The sequence below is a fragment of the Mucilaginibacter sabulilitoris genome, assembly GCF_034262375.1.
GTDB lineage: Bacteria > Bacteroidota > Bacteroidia > Sphingobacteriales > Sphingobacteriaceae > Mucilaginibacter > Mucilaginibacter sabulilitoris.
Genome location: NZ_CP139558.1, coordinates 5,993,589 through 6,020,295, shown reverse-complemented (window position 1 = coordinate 6,020,295; position 26,707 = coordinate 5,993,589). Strand labels below are relative to the sequence as shown.

Genomic DNA, 26,707 nt, shown 5'->3' with positions numbered 1-26,707 from the left:
TAGGTATTATATGGAAAATAACATTAATGATTCTGGAATAACCAGGAAACAATTTATTCAAAAAGCCGCGGTGCTTTCTGCTTTTTTTATAGTTCCGCGCCATGTTTTAGGCGGTACAGGTTTTGTACCTCCGAGCGATAAAATAACATTGGGATTCATAGGCGCCGGCCGGCAGTCGCTCACTTTACAAAAAAACTTCCTGCCGCTTACCAATGCACAAATAGTAGCGGTTAGTGATGTTTATGAAGCCAAGGTAAATAATTTTGCCAACCTTGTAAGCACTTATTACGCACAGAATAAACCTGAGCAGAAGTACGCGAGTATTAAAACCTATCATAATTATAAAGATATATTAAGCCGTAAGGATATTGATGCGGTAGTAATTGCAACGCCCGACCACTGGCATGCTGTAATTGGTGTGCAGGCTGCAAATGCAGGCAAGGATATTTATTGTGAAAAGCCACTTTCTTTAACAGTTGCAGAAGGCCGAGCAATGGTTAAGGCGGTAAGGAAAAATAAACGGGTTTTTCAAACAGGCAGCATGCAGCGTTCGTGGCCCGAATTCAGGCAGGCTGCTGAATTGGTACGTAATGGTTATTTAGGAGAGCTAAAAGAAATTAAGGTAAGCGTTGGCGGTCCGCCGGTTGATTTTAACCTGCCACAGGAGCCTGTAGCCACCGGCCTTGACTGGAATACCTGGCTGGGGCCAAATGAATATATTGTTTTTAACCACGAATTAAATCCTGCTGTTGGCGTTGATTTATGGGCAAGATGGCGCGATTTTAAAGGTTTTGGCGGCGGCGGTATGACTGACTGGGGCGCACACATGTTTGATATTGCACAATGGGCCCTTGATATGGACGAGAGCGGTCCGGGGCAGGTTATTCCTCCAGACGGGAAGGAAAATGCCTTTCTTACTTACATTTACGGCAACGGTGTTAAAATGTACCATGAAAATTTTGGCAAGCAAAATGCCATGCGATTTATTGGTACAGAGGCAACTATCGACGTACAGCGTCATAAAATAACACTTCCTCCGGCATTGCAGAATAAGCAAATAAGCGAAAACGAAAAGCATGTTTATTTAAGTACTAACCATTATGATGATTGGTTAACCGCTATAAAAAAGCGGAGCAAACCAATTTGCGATGTGGAAACAGGCCATCGTACAGCTACAGTATGCAATATAGGTAATATTGCATATGAGCTTAAAAAGCCCTTGAAGTGGGATCCTAAGACAGAGAAGTTTAATGATGCCGATGCAAATCAATTGCTAAGTCGTAAAATGCGGTCGGGGTTTAATATTTTATAATTATAGATAGGCATTTTTTTAAATCGTTTTATAACTAAATAAAAGAATTAAAGGTGCTTATTTGCGAAAATGTTTAACAGTTTATAAACAAGCTGCTGCAGATATAATGGGTATTAAGAACAGGATATGGATTTTAATGGGTAAAAAGCTTTCGGGCTCGCTAACCCCTGCTGAAGAACAGGAGTTAGATGGGCTTTTTCAAGCTTATCCGGATGTTTGGTATACCTATGAGGTTTTAAATAGTTTAGACGACAAAGAAGCCATTCCGCAGACGTTTATAAATGAGATAGAAACGTTGTTAAAATATGATGATATTGATACCGCTGACAAGACAGATCAGGTAAAACCGGCAATATCCCGTATGTGGATAAGAACGGGAATAGCGGCGATGATCCTGTTTTCGGTTTCGTTGATTGGTATATTGAGTTATAAGTATATTAACAAACCAGGTGATCTGGCGAATGAGAATAACGAAATTGTAGTACAAAATGGTACTAAAACCGATGTTGCATTGCCCGATGGCAGTCAGATAATTTTAAATTCGGGCAGCAGACTAACCTATGCCAAAAACTATATCTCTGCAGATGCAAGAGAGGTTTTTTTATCGGGCGAAGCTTATTTCAAGATAGTGCATGATAAACAACACCCCTTCATCATTCATACTGCTAATGCCGACATAAAGGATATAGGGACAACATTTAATGTAAAAGCCTACCCCGGCGAAAAAGTTACAGAAGCCTCGTTAATTGAAGGAGCAATTGAAATTTCTTTTAAGAATAATGCGGCAAAAAAAATCATACTCAAACCAAACCAGAAAATTACATTGACAAATAGTATTGCCAATATTGATAAGGAACCAGCTGGCTCAGAGCAGGGAGATTATTCTGAAAGCAATTATAATATTGCCTCCCTCACGGTAGATAAAAACATTGAAAGCAAATTTGCGGAAATAGCCTGGATAAATAATGAGTTGGTTTTTAAAAACGAAACATTTGAAGACCTCGCAAAAAAAATGGAAAGACGTTATAACGTTGAGATTACCTTCAGCGACGCTAAAATAAAACGCGCTTATCTGACCGGAGTTTTCAGGAATGAAAATATTGAACAGGCGTTAAAAGTACTTCAACAAATAACTCCCTTTAAATATCAGATAAATCACGATAAAGTGTTGATTGGTTCATTATAATCTCTCATAAGTAATTATCACAAAGCAACCAATTATCCGGAATAATAATCCCGTTATCATGACGATTTCCTTTTGTTCCCATAGCTTTTGCTATGGGTTACGCACATGTGGTTTATGATGAACTAAGTCTACACATATTAACCAGAAACCATAATAAAAATAGATTTTGCTTAGTAGAATTTAAAATGCCTGCTGTCTTCCCTTGTGTGTGCAGCTTAATAAGTCCATGTTGTTTCACTTAAAATAAAATGTATGAAATGAAATTTACTCCCACCTCCAACAAAGTTGAATAAAATAAAAAAGGGAAATGCGGCAACATTCCCCTTAAAATTTTAAGCAATTAAAAAGACAAGAGCACTTGAAATTACCCAAATCTATTATTGATTACTTAAAACACAAATGTATGAAAAAAAAAATGCTGTATGCGGTTAAACACCGTATGCGGAAGCTTCAATTAACTATGCGGTTCACAATTTTGTTTGTATTTCTATTTTGTCTGCAACTGTCGGCCAAAGTATATTCTCAAAAAGAAATTACTGTTAAGACAGATAAAAAGGAAGTTAGGTTAATCCGGGTTTTTGAAATGATCGAAAATCAAAGTAAATACCGGTTTTTTTATAGTAATAAAGAAGTACCTGTTAACGCACCGGTACAAATAAAAGCAAACGGGAATGTTGCGATAGAGGATTTACTGCAATCGTCATTGGAAAAATTTGGCCTGAATTTTAATATTTTGCCTAATGATGTAATCATTATAGCTCCTAATAACGGTAAAATAGTTCCGATAAAAATAAAAGGTATTATTAAGGATAGTAAGGGCGTTACCTTGCCCGGTGTATCGGTAAAAATCAAAAATGTAAATAAGGGTACGTTAACAGACCAGAACGGTATTTTTGAAATTGATGCTCCTGAGGATGCTGTGCTGGTGTTTTCATTTGTAGGCTTTCAAACGCAGGAAATACCGGTAAGTGGTAAAAGTGTTTTGGAAGTAACATTGCTCGATGAAAATAAAAGCTTGAATGAGGTAGTCGTAGTTGGTTATGGAACCCAGAAAAAATCATCAACCACAGCTGCTATCTCTACAGTAAAAGGTGCTGATATAGTAAATAACCCTGTTGCTAATGTTACCAATAGTATAGCAGGAAGAGTACCGGGCATATCAGCTGTTCAGGGTACCGGTGAGCCGGGAGCCGACGGAGCTACCATAAGGGTTAGGGGAATTGGTACCACCCAAACTGGTGCAAATGCATCTGCCCTTACCATAGTTGATGGGATACCCCGTGCATTTTCACAGATAAACCCAAATGAAATAGAAAGCATTACAGTGCTTAAAGACGCGGCAGCGGTGGCACCTTATGGTTTAGCTGGTGCAAACGGGGTAATTTTAATTACCACCAAAAGAGGCAAGGAAGGTAAAATGTCATTAAGTTATAATGGCTGGTATGGTTTTCAGCGCCCTGCCCGTTTTCCGGATTATTTAAACGCTTATGACTATGCGACAGCTTACAACCAGGCCGATAAGAATGCTGGCTTACCGGAAGCTTATTCTGCAGATCAGCTGCAAAAATATAAAGATCATTCAGATCCAGATCATTATCCAGATCATGACTGGATAAGAGAGGTGATCAACTTTAACGCGCCCATGACCTCTCATAATTTAACCCTCAGCGGCGGTTCTGATAAGGTGCGTTTTTTTACCTCTATAGGTTATTTATATCAGGAAGGATCTGTAAATGTAATTAACTATTCCAGGTACAACCTGGCCAGTAACGTTGATGTAAATGCGACCAAAACAACTACTGTTTCGTTAGATGTAAAAGCCAGCTATGAGATAACCAAAAATCCCGGGGCAACATCAGGGGCAGGTATATATACTTCGGTTACTAAAAACTCGCCCTTATTACCAAATCAGTTAAGCTTTAGCAACGGTTTGCCTGGTAATACATTATTGCCATCAATATATGACAGCGGGTATGATAAAAAAGACAATAACATTTTGTTTACCCAATTATCAATTGAGCAAAAACTACCCTTTATAAAGGGCCTGGCAATTAAGGGTGTGATAGCCTATGACAAGGGTTATATTTTTGATAAAAATTTTCAAACCCCATATACCTACTATTCTTTAAATGCTTCAAACCAATTTATACCTGTTAAAGCAGGTTTAGCTGCGCCAAGTCTTAGTGAAAGTTTCAACCAGGCGGTTAATACAACTTTGCAGGGATATATTACCTATCAGCGCACATTTGGTAAAAACGATATCAATTTATTAGCTGTGGCCGAGAAGAGGAGCGGAAATAATAATTTGTTTGGCGCCTCCCGCATGAACTATCAGGTTGACCTGGATGAGCTTTCGTTAGGCAGTTCGGCTAAAAATGATTATGATAACAGTGGCTCCTCAAACAGCTCAAAACAAATTGGATATGTATACCGTGCCAGCTATAATTATGATCAAAAATACTTTGCTGAGTTTTCTGGCAGGTATGATGGCCATTATTATTTTGCTCCCGGTAAAAGATTTGCCTTTTTTCCGGCGCTTTCACTGGGCTGGAGACTATCACAGGAAAGTTTTATCCGCGACAACTATAGCTGGATTGATAACCTGAAACTTCGCGGTTCGATTGGTAAATCGGGCAACCTGGCAGGTTCTGCATTTCAATACCTTAGTTCTTACGGTGTTAACAGCAGCTATGTTTTTGGTGGCACATCTTATACACAGGTACAGGGTGCGTTTGAACGTGCCCAGTCAAACCCAGACATTACCTGGGAAACCTCTAAAAAGCTGGATATTGGCTTAGAAGGTCTATTATTTAAAGGACAGTTAGGCTTTGAATTTGATGTATTTAAGGAGCGTCGTTCAGACATGCTGGTACCTCCAACAGCTACAGTGCCATTAGAGTATGGTATCGGCTTATCGCAGGTGAATGGCGGTATAATGGATAATCAAGGATTGGATTTCTCTATAAACCACTCACATAATTTCGCTAACGGGTTATCATATAACGTAGGGTTTAACTTCAGTTACGCGAAGAATAAACTGGTGCAAACTTTTGAAAGTGGTGCCACCTATAATAATCCTAACCGCAGGTTAACTGGAAGGCCTTTAGGTACCCAGTTTGGTTTCCAAGCCATTGGTTTCTTCCAGTCACAGGATGAAATAAACTCATCAGCAACCCAGTTTGGCAAGTTAATTCCGGGTGATATCAAATACAAAGACCAAAACGGAGATGGAAAAATAGATGATAATGACCAGGTGCCGATAGGTAAGCCCATTGTTCCGCAAATTGTTTACGGTTTAACCGGAGGTATCGCCTGGAAAGGAGTTGATATCAGTATGCTTTGGCAGGGAGCCGCTGAAGGTAGCTATCTGCTTATTGATGAGGCCGGAGCAGCATTTTTTAACGGTGCGAAAATATTTAAAGAGCAAATGAATACCTGGTCGCCGAGTAATCCAAATGCCAGGTACCCTATATTATTGCCCTCGCCCAATACCAATAGCTCTCAGCCATCATCATTATATATAAGCAGCGGAAGTTATTTAAGACTTAAAACCGCGCAGATAGGTTATACATTCCCGCTGTTATTAACCGGCAAAATCGGAATTAAATCATTAAGAGTATTTGTTTCCGGGCAAAACCTGTTAACGTTTTCTGCTGATAACTTCATTGATCCTGAACTGGGTGCCTCAGGAAGTACCAGATCAAGATATTACTTCCAGCAAAAGGTTTACTCAATGGGGGTAAACGTGAATTTTTAATTTTTTACGATATGACAATGAAAGCAATAAAATTAATTTTTATAACAATAGTGTGCATATCAGCCATATCTTGTAACGATAAGGTGCTGGATGTTACGCCTACTGATCAGCTAACGGATGCTTCCGTTTTTTCAACACCAGAAAATGCAGGCCTGTTTTTAAATGATATATATAACAGTTTAAATCCGGGCCCATGGTCGTCGGTATTTACGCTGTTACCTACCGAGATCAGCAACGACCCGCTTGATAATTACTCTGATAATTCGGTAAGCGGGCCATTGGCCGGTATCCCTTCATACCAGGCTTTTGCAAATGGGGGATATGGAGCAACTGTTCCAATTTTTGATAAGCAATGGCAAAACATGTATGCCAATATCCGTAAGTGCAACCTGTTTATTACCAAGCTTACACCAGCTACCTTTGACGAGGCCACAAAAAAATCATATATAGCGCAGGCCAGGTTTTTAAGAGCATATTATTACAAATCGTTAATTGATCTTTACGGCGGAGTACCGCTTATTCTTAAGGCGCTTAATCAAAGTACTGATGGTGATGCTATTTTTTATCCTCGCAACACTTATGAGGAATGTGTTTCCTTTATTGAAAAAGAATGTGAAGACATACAAGCTGATCTGCCACTTACTGTAACAGGTAATAATATTGGCAGGGCTACAAAAGGAGCTGCGCTGGCTTTAGAGGGCGAGGAAGAATTATATGCCGGTAAATGGCAAAATGCGGCCGCAACTAATTTAAAGATCATGAACCTTGGCGCAGGTTACGATCTGTTTGGTGATTATGCAGGCATATTTTATTCGGCCAATGATGACAATAAAGAGGTTGTTTTTGATATTCAGTACGCACCAATCATTAAAGGGACTTCCAGGGATAGCTACTGGGGACCTGTTCAGGTTACTGACGGTACCGGCTATGGCGCTGTAAACCCAACCCAGGATCTGGTTGATTCTTATGAGTTTTTAGATGGTAAAACCGAGGCAGAAGGCTCTGCCATGTTTGATCCGGCCAATCCGTATAACAACAGGGATAAACGTTTCGCGGCATCAATAATTTATGATGGATGCACCTGGCGTAATGGTGTTATTTATACCCGCGCGGGCATACCTAATAATCGCAACGTTTTTGATCCATCGGGAGCGGGTGGTAGTACCCGTTCAGGTTACTTTTTAAGAAAACTGCTTGACCCCGCAATTGTACCGGGCAGTGCCAACATTGGTACACGTACAGGCGGCGCAAATGCAATAATATGGCGATATGCTGAAATATTGTTAAACTATGCTGAGGCTAAAAACGAAGTTTCGGGCCCGGAGCAAAGTGTTTATGATGCTGTTAATAAGGTTAGGGCACGCGGTGGCTTGCCAAATCTGCCGGGTGGTTTATCTCAGGATCAATTGCGTCAGCGTATCAGAAGGGAGCGCAGGATTGAGTTGGCCTTTGAAGGTAAAAGGTTATTTGATCTATGGCGCTGGCGCATAGCCGACCAGGTATTCAGCAAACCGCTAAGGGCTATGAAAATTACAGGTACAGGTACTGCGCTTACCTATGAAAAAGTAAACATAGGAGGTGGACAAATTATATTTAAGCCTGCCAAAAATTACCTGATGCCAATTCCACAAACCGTTATTGCGCAAAATTCTAAAATTACGCAAAATCCGGGTTATTAAATAAAAACGGGTATGGTGCTTATTTTACACCATACCTGTTTTGTATGGTTTATTATTCATTTAGATTCTCTGTAAATAAATATTTATGAAAAGATCAGTAAAATACTATGCAGGCATTTTGATATTACTGCCTGTTGCTTTTGTTGCCGTGCTTGGCTTTAAGGCTGCCGATAAGTTCTATACGTTTAAGCTGCATAATGCAAAGGATGTAAAAGAGTTTTTTAAATACACTCCGGATGCAGTACCGTTTATAAGTGCCCACAGAGGAGGGGCACGGAAAGGATATCCTGAAAATTGCATCGCTACCTTTGAAAATACGCTTAGTCATGTACACTCTCTTTTAGAGATGGATCCACATTACACCAAAGACAGCGATATTGTTGTAATGCACGATGCAACACTTGACAGAACAAGCAATGGAACCGGCAAAATAGCCGACCACACATTAAAGGAAGTTAAAAGCTACAAATTAAAAGATGTTGATGGTAACCTTACCAATTACCAGATCCCAACGTTAGATGAGGTGCTGGAATGGGCTAAAGGCAAAACCATATTAGTGATGGATATGAAAGAGCTATCAATGGAAGCCCGTGTAAAAAAAGTGCAGGAACATAAGGCATACGCGAGCACAATTATTATGGCATATACCATAGCCGACGCGCAAAAATGCTACAAGTTGGATAAAAACATCGTAATGGAAGTGATGCTTAACAGCGTTGAAAAAGTTAAAGAGTTTGATAACTCTGGTGTACCATGGCAAAATGTGATAGTTTTTGTAAGTCAGAAACCCGTAACAGATCCAACGGTATTTAACGAAATTCATAAACGTGGAGCTATGTGTATGGAAGGGGCTGCCTTTAGCTACGATGCTGCTTATACTAAGGGAAATATAAGTATTGAAGAGCTTAATAAAGATTATAAAAGTATAATAGCAGCAGGTGCCGATGTTATTGAGGCCAATTTGGCTATTGAGGCTGGTACGGCTATTCATGATCTGCAACAGGCAAAGATGGCCTCATCATCAAAAGCTAAGTTTTTTTAATGGAAGCACTTCGCTAAAAGATAGCTGTTAATATCAATACAATAATTATGAAAAGAAGATATTTTGCCTGTTTTGCAGTTGTAATCGCACCATTAATATGGTGCGGATTTAAATATCATCCGGATGAGCCAGTTCAACCCCATAAAGAGGATAAACCCAACATTATTTTCATTTTGGCTGACGATATGGGTTATGGCGATGTTGGCTTTAATGGGCAAACTAAAATAAAAACACCCAACCTTGATCAGATGGCGCGTGAGGGCATCATCTTTAAACAACACTATGCGGGTACCGCGGTTTGCGGGCCTTCGCGCGCGGCATTGCTAACAGGTGTTAACAACGCACATGCAACTGTGCGTGAACTCAACGAGTGGAGCGTCAGCGGTAAAGGCGGCGATTTGGGTACAAACGATATAACTGTTGCAAATGAATTGAAAAAGGCAGGTTACGCCACTGCTGTTATAGGCAAGTGGGGAATGAATGAATATAATACTACCGGGAGCGCCCTGAGCCACGGTTTTGATTATTTTTTAGGTTTTAACAGTCACCGCGAAGCTCATCATTACTACCCGGAATACATTTGGCGCAACAATGATAAGGTAATGTTACCCGGAAACAATCCGGCCAAACATATCGGGAAATATTCAAATGACATGTTTACCGAAGAGGCGATCACCTATATAAAAGATCATCGTAATACGCCATTCTTTTTATACCTGCCATATACTACCCCGCATAATGAACTTACTGTACCTGAGGATTCTAAAAAGCAGTATGAGAACCTGGGATGGCCCGAAAGGCCAATGAAGGTTGGGCACTATTACCATGACCCCGAGGGTAATACAGCTTATGCGGGTATGGTTTCGAGATTGGACAGCTATGTCGGGCAAATTTTAGCTCAATTAAAAAAACAGGGAATTGATAATAACACGCTGGTTATTTTTACAAGTGATAATGGCCCCGGATTTGATAACGGATTTTTCGACAGTAATGGCCCCTTTCGCGGAGGCAAGCTGTCTTTATATGAAGGTGGCCTGCGTGAACCTTTTGCTGCCCGCTGGCCCGGCAAAATAAAACCGGGTTCCGTATCTGACCATGCCTCGGCCTTTTGGGATTTTTTACCTACAGCCTGCGAGGTAGCCGGTATAAAGCCAACAATTAAAACCGATGGCATATCTTATCTGCCAGCATTGTTAGGTAATAATAAACAACAAAAAGAACATGAGTACTTTTACTGGGAGGTTAATGAAACCCGTGGACCTATCCAGGCGATATTAAAAGGTGACTGGAAAGGCATCAGTACTTATGAAAAGCCATTTGAACTGTATAACATTAAAACAGATGTAAAAGAAACCACTAACCTGGCCGATAAATATCCCGATGTGGTTGATAGCATAAAAAAACAAATGAGAGCTATCCGTACTGATAATCCGGAGTTTCCATTAACCAAAAGGAAGGCATTGTACTAATATGGATTTAATCGGCTGTTCACATAGGGGTAAAAAAAAATGACTAATATTAGCCGTTTGTAAATAATTGAAACAAAATAAATATATGAAGTACTTATTAATGTTGTTAATTAGCTGCGGCTGTTTCTTAACTGTTAAGGCTCAGGAGTTTGATACCGAGGGCCATCGCGGGGGGCGAGCTTTAATGCCAGAGAATACTATCCCTGCCATGATAAATGGGGTTCGTACCGGTGTGCGTACACTGGAACTGGATTGCCAGATAACTGCCGATGGTAAAGTAATGGTTTCGCATGATCCGGTGATGTCGTCAAACATCATGCTTAAACCTGATGGTTCTGAAATTGCAAAGGGCGAAGAAAAAAAGTATGTTTTGTACAAAATGCCTTATGATAGCATTCGTCTTTTTCAGGAGGGGGTAAAACAGCACCCTGATTTCCCCGGCCAGAAAATGGTTAAAACGTATAAACCATTGTTGGCCGATCTTATTGATAGTGTAGAAAACTACGTTAAGGTAAACCACCTTAAACCGGTGTACTACAACATGGAAACCAAGAGCAGGCCAGCGGGCGATAATATTACCAATCCGGTACCTGAAGTGTTTGTGAAGTTGCTGATGGCGGTAATTACCCAAAAGAAAATAGCCGACAGGGTAATTATACAATCATTTGATCCACGTACGCTGCAGGTGCTCCACCACGACTGGCCTCAAATGAAAACGGCTTTTCTTACCTCAACCGGTTGTTACGAAGAAAATATAAACAAGTTAGGCTTTAAACCAACAATTATAAGCCCGGAGTTTAAAAGCGTTAATGAGGCTATGGTAAAAAGCGCTCACGAAAATAAAGTATTGGTTTTACCATGGACGGTGAATAACGAAACGGATATGAAGGCTATGGCCGATTTAAAGGTTGACGGCATAATATCTGATTACCCTGACAGATTGGTAAAGCTATTCGGGAGCTATCAAAAGAAATAATATAAAAAGCAAAGAAATAACGTTCTATGAAAAAGCGTCCCGATTGTAAGATCCGGGACGCTTTTCATATTATAGGCCACGTAAGTACAAAAACTAAATTGCTCGTTATATTATTTGCATAGCAATAGTATTTTCGTCACTTTTATTGCTGTTCATTAACCAATTACCTAAGCAGGACACCATCGCTGCCATTATTTGTTTATTCTATGAAAAGTTATACTATTTTAATATCCATAGTGGCCGCGCTGGGCGGATTGTTGTTTGGCTTTGATACAGCAGTAATCGCGGGCGCTTTGCACTATCTGAAACCATATTTTCAGCTTAATGATGCCGAAATAGGACTTATTGTAGCCGCTGCATCAATCGGCTGTATTCCTGGTGCCCTGTTTGCGGGTGGTCTGGCTGATAAATTTGGCCGTAAAAAATTAATGATCGTGACTTCACTGCTGTATATTATTGCCGCGGTAGGGAGTGGTATTGCAGCCAGTTTTATGCAGCTGGTAATTTATCGTTTTATTGGTGGCGTAGCCATTGGTATGGCATCAACATTGGCGCCTATTTATATATCAGAAGTAGCGCCACCCAGTTTCAGGGGGCGTTTGGGGATGCTGCAGCAACTGGCTATTGTAACCGGGATACTATTATCATTTATATCCAACTATCTCATAGTCGAAGCTTCGTATTCTTTTCTCAATAATGATAATTTCTGGCGTTACATGCTGGCGGCGGCTGTTGTGCCTTCTGTTATCTTTTTTGTGCTGTTGCTGTTGGTGCCCGAAAGCCCAAGGTGGCTGGTGTCTAAAAATAAAACAACCGATGCAAAAAAGATATTCGGGAGCATTTATTCAGAGCAGGAAAGCCAGGAGCAGGTTGATCTGGTTGCTGCAGATATAGCATCTGAAAGTACCCCGGCATTAAAAGATGTCTTTAGTCCGCGTTTCAGGAAAGTCGTCATTATTGGTTTGGTGTTTGCAGCTGTTGCACAGCTTACGGGTATCAATATAGTGTTTTACTACGCGCCGCTGATATTCGAGAAAATACATGTGGGCGGCAGTGTGCTGTTTCAAACCATATTAACAGGAATAGTTAACCTCATATTCACCCTGTTGGCCTTCCCGCTGATTGACAGGCTTGGGCGTAAGAAACTGCTGTTATCCGGGTCGGTGATCATGGGGCTTTGTATGTTTGCATTGTCTGCCCTGTTTTATTTTAATCAGCTGCAAAACTACTTTGTGCTGCTAACCATATTTGTTTATATAGGCGGTTTTGCCTGCACCTGGGGAGTGGTATTATGGGTATATGTGGCTGAGATATTCCCGAATAAGATACGCGGCACCGCAACATCCATTGCCGTGTTTGGCAACTGGGTGGCCAATTCTATTGTTTCGCTTACATTCCCGATAATGCTTTCGCAATTGGGGCCGGTGGCTACCTTTAGTGTTTATGGCATAATCAATCTCAGTATGGTGTTGTTTGTAAGCCGATATGTGTTTGAAACCAAAGGTGTTCCGCTTGAAAAAGTTGAGGAGTTGTATGCAAAGGTTTAATCTTCATAGACTATATGAAATTGGGAGCGGTTATCTGATAATAAACCCCAATATGATAATGGTTGACATATGTTTAAAACAGGTTCGCAGATGCTTTAAAGCTACAGTGATCTGATTTTCGACAGTGCGTTTTGATATGCCTAGCTTACCAGCTATTTCCTGGTTCGAAAGGTGATTTATCCGGCTCATATAAAATATTTCCTGGCAGCGCTTTGGTAACTGATCAAGATATTGGTCTAACTCCTGCTGCAGTTCCTGGTCTTTAATGTGGTCCTCTCCTATATTGTGATCCAATAGTTCATTTAACTCCACGTCGCTTGCAGTTAAAACAATCGGCGATTTCGCCGAACGCATCCGGTTATAAACCTGGTACCTGGTAGCGGTAAGCAAAAAATTAGGGAACGATTCTATCTCCAGTTGATGCCGGCGGTTCCAGATATTTAAAAAAACATCGTGCACTACCTCTTCGGCGGCTTCATGATCTTTAAGATAACGGTGAGCCGCTTTATATAACCTTACCCAATACCTGTCAAAAAGCGCGGTAAATGCCAATTCGTTATCACAACGAATTGCGTTCCATAGTTCATCATCACTTAGCGGGGACTTAAGCATACAATTGGGTTGTTAAAATTATGAAAAGCTGGCTAATAATTATAACCCATAAAAAAAAATTAAAAAAGTATGTGTGTGCCTGAACTTAATCTACACTACCACTATGTAAACCTGAAATAATTTTCCTGATGATAACCAAAGACGAGTTTCTGGCTTTGTACGAAAAGTACATGAACGGACAATGTACCCCGGCCGAAAAAGAATTGCTGGATGCGTACCGCGATGAAATGACTTTGCCTGACGACAAGTGGGAGGATGATTTGATTAATAAGGAGGAAGTACATAACCGTATATGGCAACGCTTAAGCGATAGCCGTAAAGTAGTTCAGTTAGCCCCACGCAAGGTTAATAAGTACCGGTGGCTTCAGGTTGCGGCCCTTTTTCTGGCGGTACTATTTGCTGGTTTATTTTTTCTTAAAAAGGAAAAGCAGGAGGGGCAATCCACACCAGTTGTAGCTAAAGTTAAACAAAAAACAATTTTACCTGGTGGCAATAAAGCTTACCTCACCCTGGCCAATGGTTCACGCATAACACTTGATGATGCCAAAAACGGTGATCTGGCAGCAAAAGCAGGTATTAGAGTAAGTAAAACCGGTAATGGTATGCTGGTATATCATTTTAATAAAGCCGCGGGCAATAGTGCCACAAGCACAACTCCCGAATTTAATACCATCACAACTCCGCGTGGCGGGCAGTACCAGGTTGTATTGGAGGATGGTACCAAGGTTTGGTTAAATGCAGCATCATCCATCAGGTTCCCGCAGGCATTTACGGGTAATGACAGACAGGTTGAGCTAACCGGCGAAGCTTATTTTGAAGTTGCGAAAAACAAGATCAAGCCTTTTATAGTACAGGCAAACGGTACGCGGGTACAGGTACTGGGTACTCACTTTAATATAAACGCTTATAGTGATAACAATAATGTAACCACCACACTGCTCGAAGGCTCTGTGCGCATGGCCAGCGGTGGTTCAACTGTGATGCTTGCCCCTGGGCAACAGGGAGTGGCTGTAAATGGCGCCGCTATTAAAGTGGGTATTGCTGATGTTCAACAAACCATGGCCTGGAAAAATGGCCTCTTTATATTCCGTGATCTTAACATTGTAGAGGTGATGAAGCAGGTTGGCCGCTGGTATGATGTGGATGTGGAGTATGTAGGCGATGTAAAGAACAATGAGTTTGGTGGAACTATATCAAAATATAAAAATATTACGGATTTGCTGGATATTATGCAGCTAACCCGTTCAGTTCACTATAAAATAGAGGGAAGGAGGGTAATCATTATGAAGTAGATTTTTCCGCTTTAATAATGTTACCTGTAAAAATAACCGGGGATGTTCGCAGCACCCCCGGTATTTGATAAGCTACGAATAGCTGTCAGGTAACTGATGATGATCATTTTTCTCGTAACCAATCATTTAACCTAACATTCAAATGTATAAAATTTCTACTGCAATAAGATGCAGGCAGTTGCCCTGTGTTAAATCTAAATTATTTCTGATTATGAAGTTGTCATTCTTTTTGTGTCTGGTTTCTATACTGCAGGTTAGCGCTGCCACTACCTTCGCACAAAAGATCAGTCTTGACAAAAGCAATGCTACCCTTACGGAGGCTTTGCAGGAAATTCATCTGCAAAGTGGTTTTAGCGTTTTTTACAACGCCAAAATGCTTAAAAATGCGGTGCCTGTAAATGTGCACCTGCAAAATACCGACTTGAGCGAGGTATTGAAGCAATGTTTTCAAAACCAGCCATTCAGTTATGTGATTAATAACAATACCATTGTTGTTACTCCAAAATTGGCTGAAGCAAAACCGGTTCAGGTAATCACCATTACGGGCCAGGTTAAGGATGACAAAGGTTTACCCTTACCCGGCGTTAGTATTAAAATAAAGGGAAGCGACGTAGGTACGCAAACAAAAAGCGATGGTAGTTATACACTAAACGTTCCCGATAATAATGCGGTACTTGTATTTAGTTTTGTAGGCTTTGTAACCCAGGAAGTTAAGGTGGGTAACGAAACGCAAATAAATATAAGCTTAAAAGAACAAACATCAGCGCTTAACGAAATAGTTGTAGTGGGCTACGGCACGCAAAAAAAGGTTAACCTTACAGGCGCGGTATCAACCGTGAGCGGCGAAGATTTGAACAAACGCCCCGTTACCAATGTAACGTCAATGCTGGAAGGTACAATGCCCGGTGTAAAAATAAACACAGGCGCCGGCGAACCGGGTAATGAAAGCGTATCTATCAGGATCAGAGGTATGGGCTCATACAGTGGGGCCGATTTAGAGCCGCTGGTGTTAATTGATGGTGTGCAGGGTAACCTTAATGATATTAATCCTAATGATATCGATAACGTTTCTGTTTTAAAGGATGCAGCATCTGCATCAATATACGGTTCGAGAGGCGCTAACGGTGTTTTGCTGGTTACCACCAAGCAAGGCAAGGCAGGAAAAATGAAAGTTCAGTATGATGGTAACGTAGGTATCTACAAGCCCACCAATATGTATAAACTGATAACAAATTCTGCCACTTACATGGAATTGTTTAATGAGGCTCATATCAATAGCGGCATAACTGATCCAAACTCACTTTATCCGCAAGATCAGATAGACTTGTATCGCAATGCTACCGACCGGGTTCGTTATCCTAATACCGATTGGTTAAGCCTGATATTTCAAACTGCCCCTACACAAAATCACAACCTTACCTTTAGCGGTGGTAACGATAAAACGGTTTATAATGTTTCATTAGGTTACATTGACCAAAACGGTATCATGAAAGGTTTTAATTATAAAAAATATACCGCTCGTGTAAATTTAACATCAAAGGTTAATGACCATATTAAATTTGGTACTAATATTCTGTTAAAATCGGGCTCAAGAGACGCTGTAGCGGGTAACCCTTCATCACCCAGCCAATGGGATGGTTCATCAATGGATCTTTTTCTTTCGGCCATGTCACAAGCGCCAACTTACGGTCCTTATTTATCTGATGGCAGCGGGCATTATACCTTTAAAGCTTATGATTTTGAGTACAATAACAAAAACCCTGTTGCCGTACTGGATAAAAACTTTAAACGCATTACTAATGATTATGAGGCAAATGCCCAGGGTTGGTTAGAGGTGCAGTTTAACAAAGATTTTTCATGGTACACTAAAGGGGCGGTAAACTTTAGTATGGATAAATACAGGGATTACAAGTATACTCTCGACGAGTATAATTTCCGTACCAACAAGTTTCAAACATCCCTTGACTTAGGTCAGGGATTAACCGATCAGGATGAACAAACTGTTTATACAAACCTGTATAGTTACTTAAATTATGCGCATGACTTTGGTGGCCATAACATAAAAGCGCAATTTGGTTACAGTTTGGAGCAAAGTAAGTGGGAATACCTTAGGGGCTATCGCAGAAATTTTACCGATCCGACCCTGACGCAATTAGATGCAGGCGGCAGTGATATCCAGTCTGCAGCTGGCTCGGAAAATCAGTGGGCTATCATGTCATATTTCGGGCGTTTAAATTACAATTACAAAGAGCGTTACCTATTGGAAGGTAACATACGTTATGACGGAAGCTCGAAATTTTCGGGTGATAACAAGTGGGGGGTATTCCCATCATTTTCTGCGGGCTGGCGTGCAACTGAAGAGCCTTTTATTAAGGCACTTAATTTAGACTGGCTTACCAATTTAAAACTAAGAGGTTCATGGGGGCAGGTAGGTAATCAAAATATCCCTACAGGCAATTATCCTTACCAGGCTGTATTAGGGTTTACCGGCAATTATTCGTTTGATAATTCTACATTAACAAATGGCGTAGCCCAACAAGATTTAAATAATCCTATCATTAAATGGGAAACCACAACCATAACTGATGTCGGTTTAGATGTTACTTTATTCAAAAACCTAAGTTTAACAGCTGATTGGTATAAGAAAAGAACGTCAGATATTATAAGGCGGGCACAAGTCACAGCTCTTGTTGGCTTAAACCCTCCGGTGATCAACGACGGCATTGTTGATAATACAGGTTTTGAGATTGGCATTAATTACAGCAACGTAATTCGCGATGGCGCTTTAAGAGGATTTACCTATAGCCTGGGTGCTAATGCAGATCATTTTACCAACAAGATTATCAGTATCGGCCAGCGCGAACTTGGTGGTTATACCGTTAGACAAAATGGCTTGCCCATTGATGCCTTTTATACACTGCAGGTAATCGGTATTTTCCAAACCGCGCAGGAAGTAGCCAATTCGCCTAAGCAATATGGCGATGCCACGCTTCCCGGCGATCTTAAATACAAAGACGTGGATAATAACGGCGTGATAAACGATAACGACCGTACGCTTATAAGCGGTGCTTTCCCTAAATTAAATTACTCATTTAACTTGGCGGCCAGCTTTAAGGGTTTTGATCTTTCGGCTATGGCTCAGGGTGTTTACGGCGTTAAGTCATACGTATCTGGCTGGGGAGTTATTCCTTTTGTACAAGGTACGCCTCCTACAACAGAATGGTTAAACCGCTGGACTCCTGAGCACCCATCAACCACTTTGCCTCGTATTTATTGGGGACAGGGTGCACCTGATAAAATTACACGACCATCAACCTTCTTTTTACAGAACGCATCATATTTGAGGATTAAGAATTTAGTGTTTGGCTATACACTGCCATCTGCAACTACCAAAAAAATAGGTCTTGACAGGGTGCGGCTTTACTTCTCTGGCGATAACCTGTTTACCATAACCAAGTTTAAAGGTCTCGACCCTGAACGTTATGGCAATGGCGATGGAGTTCAATACCCGCAAAATAAAATATATTCTTTTGGTTTAAATGTTTCTTTTTAATCAAGCCACACATGAAAAATCGTATTATAATAACAACTATATTACTTACAACGCTCGTTTTTGGCGCTTGTAAGAAAACACTGGAATTAAATCCCCTTGACAAGATAGCCACCTCCGATTTTTATAAAACAAAAGGAGACTTTGACAAGGTTCTGGCCGCTGTTTATGCCTCGTTACAGGTTGAAGAGTTTTCTGTTGGCATCGGTTTCAGAGATTGCTTTACCGATAACGGATACGCCCAGTTTAACTCGGGAAGTTCCAAGGATTTTGTTCAGGGAACTTTTAGTCCAACCACCGGTGGTTACGAAACTGCCCTTTATAATGATAGCTACATCGGAATAGCAAGGGCAAATTCACTGATTAAAAACCTTAGCGCCTATAAAAATAGCGATATGACTGATAATGATCGCAAATTATATGAAGGCGAAGCAAGGTTTATGAGAGCCTTTTTCTACTTCCAGTTGTATTCCATTTATGGCGATGTACCATTAGTGCTTGAGCCGCTTACTCTTGATAACCAGAAACAGGCTAAAGTACCCGCCGCGCAGATACTGACTCAGATAACAGCAGACCTGGATTATGGTATTGCCAATCTTAATAAAGTGTCTTATGCGCAAAACGGCGGTCACGTGACTTCTACATCGGCAAAGGCATTAAAGGCAAGGGTATTGCTGTTTGCAGCTTTTGGAAACAATGGAACGCCTGACGCAACCATACTAACACAGGTGAGAGATCTGTGTAAGGATGTAATGGCACAATACAGCCTGAGCCCTAATTTTGAGGACACTTTCAGGGATGCAACACAAAAAGGCAATCCCGAAATCATTTTCTCTATTAACTATTTGGCTCCCAACAATGCATCACAGGTAGATATGTATTATGGTGACTGGGACGCCTGCGCACCGCTGCAAAACATGGTTGACGCATTTGAATGCACAGATGGTTTGCCTTATGGCACATCGCCGTTAACAGATGCTGCGCATCCGTTCAAGAACCGCGACCCAAGATTGGCCAAAACCGTTTATGTAGATTCTGTTGATTTTGGAGGTGGTAAGGTTCACCATCCTTCAAACTTGCGCCCTACAGGTTACGGTACTATCAAATTTCTGGAGCCCGGTAATATTCCATACGGTTTCTCAACCCTTAGCCAGCAGGATATCGTTGTATTGCGCCTGGGCGAAGTGTTGTTGATGTACGCAGAAGCTGAGAATGAAATAGCCGGACCGGATGCAACAGTTTACGATGCTATGAAAACATTGCGTGCACGCGTAGGTATGCCACCTTTCCCGGCAGGATATACTAAAGATCAAATGCGCGAAAGAATAAGGCACGAACGCCGTATTGAGCTGGCCTTTGAAGGTTTACGCCATTATGATCTGCTCAGATGGCATATAGCTGGTCCTGTGCTTAATGCCGTTAAATCATCACTTATTGTTTATCACTTTGAAGATAAGTTTTATCGCTGGCCGCTTCCACAAACTGAAATTGACAAAAGTGGCGGGGTGTTGGTTCAAAATCCTAATTATAAATAATGATATAGTCTTATTATTATAATCTTAATTTACAAAACAGCAACCAAATTTTGGTTGCTGTTTTTGTTTAAAACCGGTTCATTCGGTTTTTAATACTGACGGTGCTTTTAACTTAGTTTGCTTTCTGTATGTTATAAATAGAATTTTTCTATGGTGCAACATATAAAAATTTGCTATGTCTTATGTTTTTGATGTTAAAATATTCGTTATCCATTACATTTTGATATAATTACAATAAATTAACCCATACCTAACCCAATCAATAAGCTATGTTAAAAGAAGAAAGACAAAACTTTATAATGAAGCAAATAAACCTGCACAATAAGGTATTATCATCAGATTTATGCGTTAAGTTAAATGTATCTGAAGATACCATAAGGCGCGATTTGAATGAACTGGCAGGAAGTGCAAAAATAAAAAAAGTGTACGGCGGGGCTATGTCAAAATCATTTTCACATACAACCGGTATTAAAGAAACCTATGCCCAGGATGCAAAAAGGCAGATTGCCAAGAAAGCCCTCACGCTTATTAACGACGGCATGATCGTGTTGCTGGGTGGTGGTACAACTATAATGGAAATGGCCCGGTTGATACCAAAAGACCGCAGGTGTACATTTTTTACAGTAAGCCCCGTAGTAGCTATGGAACTGATAGAATATTCAGATTGCGAAGTAATATTGTTGGGAGGGAGCTTATTGCACGATTCTTATATAGTTACTGGCTCTATGGTTATTAACCAGCTTGCAGATATCAAGGTTGATCTTTGCTTTTTGGGTACCAATGCCATTTCATTGCAAAATGGTATTACAGATTCGGTTTGGGAAGTTGTTCAGGTAAAAAAAGCCATGATTAAATCGGCCAACAAAACCGCAATTGTGAGCATTGCCGAAAAGCTTAACTCTGATGAAAAAATGAAAGTGTGTAACTTGAATACGCTCAATTATTTAATTACCGACATTGATCCCACCGAACAAATGTTATCTCCTTATATTGAGGTTTTAAACGTTCTGTAATCCACCCGGATAATTACCAGTTTTTATGCGTTTTTCGCATTAACAAGAATGTTACAATAACACAATTTCTTGAAAATTATAGGGGAATAACCGCATTTATAGTAATATAAAATGCGGTTTTATGCGTTATTAAATTAAATAACGCATAAAATTGGGAATTTAATTTTGTTATTACTTATATTTGAGCACAGGTGTGCAGGTATTTGCGTTTTTGTGCGTTTTTAAGCATTGTAAATTTTAATAGTTTCTAAGCCTTCAAAATAACCGTATGCGTTTAATCACAATGTTATTGGTGTTTATGCTTAACGCAGGAGCTTTATTTGCTCAAACAGACTCTATAAACTTTAAAAGAACCGAATGGGAAACAAAACGCATAGCTCCGGGCATTCATCTCAAACAAACATGGTTCAGGAGCAACTCGCTCTTTAAATCAAATCAGTTTATATCTGTCATAGAAGTTAAATCACGGCGCCAAAATAAATTCAGCATAGCGTACGAAGCTAAAGTGAAAAGAATTACCAGTGATTTTGGCAATCATAAGCAGGCCCTTGCCGCCATAAACGGAACATTCTTCGATGTTAAAAACGGTGGATCGGTTGATTTTATAAAGGCAAATGGTCAGGTTATAAATGAAAACCGACTGGAAAAAGATAATAAACGTGCGCGGCACCAGCAGGCGGCATTGGTAATGAAGGACGGGGAACTGCATATTGAACAATGGGATGGCAGCCCCGACTGGGAACATAAACTTGACGGGCAGGATGTAATGCTTACAGGTCCGTTATTGTTGCATAACGACCGACAGGTTAAAATTGATTCAAACAGCTTTAGCATTACCCGCCACCCGAGATCGGCAATTGCTGTAACGGAGAATAATAGGGTTTTACTGGTTACCGTTGACGGCCGGGATGCCAATTCAAAAGGAGTAAGCTTATTCGAGCTTAATAAAATATTGCAATGGCTGCATTGTAAAGAAGGAGTAAATCTTGACGGCGGCGGATCATCAACCTTATGGGTAAAAAACGAGGGAGTAGTGAATTATCCTTCTGATAATGGAAAGTGGGATCATAAGGGACAGCGAAGGGTAGCAAATGTGATACTGGTTAAAAGAAACTAACACATAATATATTGCCAATGAAAATAGCGGTACTTTCCTTATTGATGCTTACATTAACCGGAAGGGGAGAGGTACAGCATCAACCCAATCATGAGCACACCTTATCCGGAATTCACAAAAAAGAGATTATTCCGGGTGCCGATCAAACAGAAAAATATCTTCCTTATCTGAGCGGAAAAAAAATAGGCATGGTGGTTAATCCGTCATCCCGAATCGGCAATACGGCCAGCGTCGATAGCCTTAAGGCATTAGGCGTAAACATTGTGAAGATTTTCGGCCCCGAACATGGCTTCAGGGGCGATGCCAGCAATGGCGCCAAGGTTGAAGACAGTACAGATCCGAAAACGGGCATCCAGGTAGTGTCGTTATATGGCAAAACCGGTAAGCCAAGCGCAGAAGATCTTGCCGCGGTTGACCTGATGGTTTATGACCTGCAGGACGTTGGCGCAAGGTATTACACTTACCTGGCTACCCTACACCGTGTTATGGAGGCCTGCGCAGAAAATAACAAAGAACTCCTGATACTGGACAGGCCCAATCCTAATGGCTATATGGTTGACGGACCCGTGCTTGATATGAAACTCAAATCGGGCATAGGTTTTCATCCTGTACCCATAGCGCACGGTATGACCGTTGGCGAATATGCCCAAATGATCAATGGCGAAGGCTGGTTGGCCAATGGTGTAAAGTGCAAACTTAAAATTATACCGGTAGCCAATTATACGCATGACATGATGTACACGCTGCCGGTGCATCCATCGCCTAATTTAAATACACAACAATCAATCCTTTTATATCCTTCATTGTGCCTGTTTGAAGGTACCATCATTAGTCAAGGCAGGGGTACATATTTCCCATTTAGTGTGCTTGGTAATCCCGATTTGAAAGGTAAATATGATTTTTCTTTTACTCCTGCTGGCATCAAAGGAATGAGCGAAACGCCCCTGTTTCAGGATCGGGCATGTTATGGCCTTGATTTGAGGGATTACGATACCCACAAATTGGTGAAAAGTAAACGCATAAACCTCGGCTGGTTAATTGAAATGTATAAGGCATATCCTTATAAAGAAAGGTTTTTCGACTTTAAGCAAAGTAAACAGATAGGCAATTTTGATAAACTGGCCGGTACAACAGAGCTTAAAGAACAAATTATTGCTGGAAAAACCGAAGACGAAATACGGAAAAGCTGGGAGCCCAAACTATCCCAATTTAAAAAAATGCGGCAGCAATACCTGCTTTACAAATAGCCACATCCTCGCTTAACAAATTATCTAAAATATCAAACTAAACAAGGTTAAACAGAACATTTAAATGAACAATTATGGAAAAAAAGCTACTTAATGCGTTTCTGGCTTTTTTGTTTTTGTCTGTGCAGGTTATGGCCCAGCAAAAAACAATTAGCGGAAAAGTAACTTCGGCAGATGACGGAAATGCATTGCCCGGTGTTTCAATTAAAATTAAAGGTACCGATGCCGGCACCGTCTCCGACGTTAATGGCTCTTATTCAATTAAAGCCAACAGCGGCCAGGTACTTGTATTTAGCTTCATAAGCTTTGCAAATCAGGAAGTAACCGTAAAAGATGCCACTACTATTAATGTTAAGCTGGGTGCGGATACCAAGTCATTAAATGAGGTGGTAGTAGTAGGTTATGGTACGCAAAAACGCGCCAACCTTACCGGCGCGGTTGCCACGGTTGATACCAAGATTTTGCAGTCAAGACCTATTACAGACGTAGCTCGCGGTTTGCAAGGTGCGGTACCAGGCCTAACCATTACCACTGCTACCGGTGATTTGGGAACCGATCCTAAAATAAGGTTGCGTGGTTTAACAGGCTCTATCAATACAGGGGCTGCAGGTGCATCGCCTTTGATACTGGTTGACAACGTAGAGATACCAAGCCTTCAACTAATTAACCCGGATGATATCGAATCTATATCAGTATTAAAAGATGCGGCATCATCCTCCATATACGGTACTCGTGCAGCTTTTGGTGTAATATTAGTTACTACAAAAACAGGTAAACGGAACGGTACTAACCGTATTACCTATTCCAATAACTTTGGATGGGCGTCTCCAACAAGCCAGATAAAAATAGCGTCTGCGGCAGATAATTCACAGGCTTCATTGTTGGCTCTGCAACGTTTTAACCCTAATACAAACAGTTTTAGTATTATCGGTTATTCTGTTGATGCTGCATCCATACAAAAAATGCGCGATTGGGAAACACAGTACGGTAATCAAAACCTGAGCCCTGAAATGGTACAGGGCCGCGATTTTGATATTATTGGAGGTAAACTATATTTCTATCGTTCATGGGATGCCGGCAAAATGTATTTGAAAGACTGGACCCCGCAGCAATCGCACAATGTTGGAATAAGCGGCGGCAGCGATAAAATAAATTATAATGTAGGATTGGGATACCTGAACCAGGACGGTGTACTGAAAGTAAATCCGGATAAGTTTGACCGTTATAACCTTTCATTAGGTGTAGGTGCAAGTCCAACAAAATGGCTGGATACACGGGCTAAGGTTTTATTTTCCAATACGTTAACTTCAACCCCTTTTGTTTTTTCGGCGTCTCAATATGGCCCTTATTATTATCTATATCGCTGGCCGGCTAATTACCCGTATGGTACATTCAACGGGCTGCCTTTCCGAAGCGCGGTAACTGAGGTTCAGCAGGCAAAAATGGATCAGGATAAAAATAACTTGTCAAGAATTTCGGTAGGCGGAACTATTAAAATAATTCCCGGGTTAACCGTTGATGCCGATTATACTTATACAGGTACCAATGAGCACCTGCATCAAACTGGTGGCAATACGATGGCTTATGATTTCTGGTCATTTAACGGAACCGCGCTAAACTATACGGGTTATCAAAGTGCTTCATACAATAAAGCAAGATATTATTCCTATTGGGCGACAGTAAACACGGGTAAATTATTTGCTACCTATAACAAAAATATAGGTGACCATTCGCTTAAGTTTATTTTGGGTAGTGATATAGAACTTAACCAATACACCAGTGAATCAGCTGAACGGCGGAATCTGCTTGATCCAAACTTTGGAGAGGTTAATTTGGCCACAGGAGACCAGTTTGCTACTTCATCTGATGGTCATTACTCAACATTGGGCTATTTTGGCCGTATCAACTATGCTTACAAAGATAAGTATCTGTTAGAGTTGAATGGACGCAGGGATGGTTCATCGCGTTTTCCTAGCGACAATTTATATGGCTTTTTCCCATCGGCATCCGCAGGTTATGTGCTTACTAAAGAGTCATATATGGATTGGAGCAAGGGATTTCTTTCTTTCTTGAAAATAAGAGCCTCTTATGGATCTATAGGTAATCAGGCTATTACCAAAAATTCAGCATTAGGAGATAGTAAATTTCTCATCCAATATCCTACAACTAATTCAAATTGGTTATTGCCAACTGGTAACGCTGTTACTATAGGTTCAATAGGAGCTTTGTCGCCAATATTAACATGGGAAACTATCAAGACAGCTGATGTTGGTTTGGATGCCCGCTTTTTAAATGATGAACTTGGACTTACAGTTGACGTTTTTAACAGAAAAACCAGCAATATGATTAGCAATGGAGCAACTCTTCCGAGTTCATTTGGAACAGGAGCACCTGAACGTAATTATGGCGAATTAACGGGAAAAGGCTGGGAATTGGCTATTGATTATAACCATACTTTTGGGGGTGGGTTTCATTTTAGCGCCACTGCGTCAATATCAGATGCTCAGGAAACTATTTCAAAATTTGCAAATACAACCCGCGGGCTCCCTGCTCCAATAGCCGCATTGAATACTACTTATTATCAGGGCATGAAACTGGGCGAAATATGGGGCTATGTGACTGATCGTTTATTTACAGCAAGTGATTTTGCAGGTAAGGATGCTGCCGGCCATTATGTTTATGCTCAAGGTGTACCCTCACAAACTCAGATGGAAAGTGGGTCGTTTTATTTTGGCCCGGGCGACGTTAAGTACAAAGATCTTAATGGTGATGGCGTAGTTTACCAGGGCAGTAATACAGTTGATGACCACGGCGATAAAAAAATCATCGGAAATTCAACTCCACGTTATCAATATGGTTTAAGATTAGGTGCCGATTGGAAAGGCTTCGACCTGAATGTGTATTTCCAGGGAGTAGGCAAGCGTGACCTGTGGGCAAGTGGTTCGGTTTTTATCCCCGGGTTCAGGGGTGCGGAAGCCTGGTATTCCAATCAGATGGATTACTGGACAGAAGCTAACCCTAATGCCTTTTACCCAAGGCCAACCGATTATGGTGCGGTTGCGGACAAATGGGATTTTCAGCCTCAAACCAGGTACCTGCTCAATATGGCATACCTCCGTTTAAAAAACCTGAATGTTGGTTATTCATTTCCTAAAAGTGTTACCCGCAGATTGGGAATTGAAAGACTGCGTGTTTTCTTCAGCGGCGAGAATATATTAACATTTGATCATTTGGGTAATTTCCCTATTGACCCTGAAACTGATTTTTCTCAAACCCAGATTGATAATGACCGTGCCGGTTTTGGACGTGTTTATCCGTATAGAAAAACATATTCTGCAGGATTACAGGTGACATTTTAATTTTATTAACGAAG

Annotated in this window: 16 protein-coding genes; 15 read left to right on the top strand and 1 reads right to left on the bottom strand. The window is 40.8% G+C overall.

The annotated features are described in order from the left end of the window. Positions 1 to 10: 10 nt before the first annotated feature. The 8 genes from SNE25_RS25670 to SNE25_RS25635 all read left to right on the top strand — a co-directional run bounded on the left by SNE25_RS25670 (position 11) and on the right by SNE25_RS25635 (position 12,968). On the top strand, positions 11 to 1,312 hold the full coding sequence (locus SNE25_RS25670) for a Gfo/Idh/MocA family protein (RefSeq protein WP_321561877.1): 1,302 nt from the start codon (positions 11 to 13) through the stop codon (positions 1,310 to 1,312). A gap of 106 nt (positions 1,313 to 1,418) precedes the next feature. Continuing rightward, positions 1,419 to 2,498 (top strand): FecR family protein, encoded by a 1,080-nt coding sequence (locus tag SNE25_RS25665; RefSeq protein ID WP_321561876.1) that lies wholly within the window; start codon positions 1,419 to 1,421, stop codon positions 2,496 to 2,498. A 403-nt stretch (positions 2,499 to 2,901) separates the two neighbouring features. Next, positions 2,902 to 6,255: a SusC/RagA family TonB-linked outer membrane protein gene (locus SNE25_RS25660; protein ID WP_321561875.1), complete on the top strand. Its 3,354-nt coding sequence runs from the start codon at positions 2,902 to 2,904 to the stop codon at positions 6,253 to 6,255. Between the two features lie 17 nt (positions 6,256 to 6,272). Further along, on the top strand, positions 6,273 to 7,934 hold the full coding sequence (locus SNE25_RS25655) for a RagB/SusD family nutrient uptake outer membrane protein (RefSeq protein ID WP_321561874.1): 1,662 nt from the start codon (positions 6,273 to 6,275) through the stop codon (positions 7,932 to 7,934). Between the two features lie 85 nt (positions 7,935 to 8,019). After that, the gene (locus tag SNE25_RS25650; RefSeq protein ID WP_321561873.1) at positions 8,020 to 8,976 is read left to right on the top strand and encodes a glycerophosphodiester phosphodiesterase family protein; all 957 of its coding nucleotides are present in this window, start codon (positions 8,020 to 8,022) and stop codon (positions 8,974 to 8,976) included. 47 nt (positions 8,977 to 9,023) lie between these two features. Then, the gene (locus SNE25_RS25645) at positions 9,024 to 10,445 is read left to right on the top strand and encodes an arylsulfatase (protein ID WP_321561872.1); all 1,422 of its coding nucleotides are present in this window, start codon (positions 9,024 to 9,026) and stop codon (positions 10,443 to 10,445) included. A gap of 85 nt (positions 10,446 to 10,530) precedes the next feature. After that, positions 10,531 to 11,421, top strand: a complete 891-nt coding sequence (locus SNE25_RS25640; RefSeq protein ID WP_321561871.1) for a glycerophosphodiester phosphodiesterase family protein — start codon at positions 10,531 to 10,533, stop codon at positions 11,419 to 11,421. Positions 11,422 to 11,627: 206 nt separating this feature from the next. Beyond that, entirely contained in the window at positions 11,628 to 12,968 is a 1,341-nt protein-coding gene (locus tag SNE25_RS25635; protein WP_321561870.1) for a sugar porter family MFS transporter, read from the top strand. A 30-nt stretch (positions 12,969 to 12,998) separates the two neighbouring features. Here SNE25_RS25635 and SNE25_RS25630 read toward each other — a convergent pair whose 3' ends face one another. Next, entirely contained in the window at positions 12,999 to 13,580 is a 582-nt protein-coding gene (locus tag SNE25_RS25630; RefSeq protein WP_321561869.1) for an RNA polymerase sigma-70 factor, read from the bottom strand. Between the two features lie 128 nt (positions 13,581 to 13,708). Between SNE25_RS25630 and SNE25_RS25625 the strand changes: the two genes are divergently transcribed. The 7 genes from SNE25_RS25625 to SNE25_RS25595 all read left to right on the top strand — a co-directional run bounded on the left by SNE25_RS25625 (position 13,709) and on the right by SNE25_RS25595 (position 26,693). Continuing rightward, the gene (locus SNE25_RS25625) at positions 13,709 to 14,872 is read left to right on the top strand and encodes a FecR family protein (RefSeq protein WP_321561868.1); all 1,164 of its coding nucleotides are present in this window, start codon (positions 13,709 to 13,711) and stop codon (positions 14,870 to 14,872) included. A 211-nt stretch (positions 14,873 to 15,083) separates the two neighbouring features. Further along, positions 15,084 to 18,425 (top strand): TonB-dependent receptor, encoded by a 3,342-nt coding sequence (locus SNE25_RS25620; RefSeq protein WP_321561867.1) that lies wholly within the window; start codon positions 15,084 to 15,086, stop codon positions 18,423 to 18,425. An 11-nt stretch (positions 18,426 to 18,436) separates the two neighbouring features. Continuing rightward, positions 18,437 to 19,957 carry a RagB/SusD family nutrient uptake outer membrane protein gene (locus tag SNE25_RS25615; protein ID WP_321561866.1) on the top strand — a complete coding sequence of 507 codons (1,521 nt, stop codon included), beginning with the start codon at positions 18,437 to 18,439 and terminating at the stop codon, positions 19,955 to 19,957. 269 nt (positions 19,958 to 20,226) lie between these two features. Beyond that, positions 20,227 to 20,970, top strand: coding sequence for a DeoR/GlpR family DNA-binding transcription regulator (locus SNE25_RS25610; RefSeq protein WP_321561865.1), 744 nt, complete (start codon positions 20,227 to 20,229; stop codon positions 20,968 to 20,970). Between the two features lie 268 nt (positions 20,971 to 21,238). Next, complete coding sequence (locus SNE25_RS25605; RefSeq protein ID WP_321561864.1) at positions 21,239 to 22,087, top strand: phosphodiester glycosidase family protein; 849 nt, start codon at positions 21,239 to 21,241, stop codon at positions 22,085 to 22,087. Positions 22,088 to 22,104: 17 nt separating this feature from the next. Then, entirely contained in the window at positions 22,105 to 23,334 is a 1,230-nt protein-coding gene (locus SNE25_RS25600) for an exo-beta-N-acetylmuramidase NamZ family protein (RefSeq protein WP_321561863.1), read from the top strand. A gap of 74 nt (positions 23,335 to 23,408) precedes the next feature. Further along, positions 23,409 to 26,693 (top strand): SusC/RagA family TonB-linked outer membrane protein, encoded by a 3,285-nt coding sequence (locus tag SNE25_RS25595; protein ID WP_321561862.1) that lies wholly within the window; start codon positions 23,409 to 23,411, stop codon positions 26,691 to 26,693. The last annotated feature ends 14 nt before the right edge of the window (positions 26,694 to 26,707 follow it).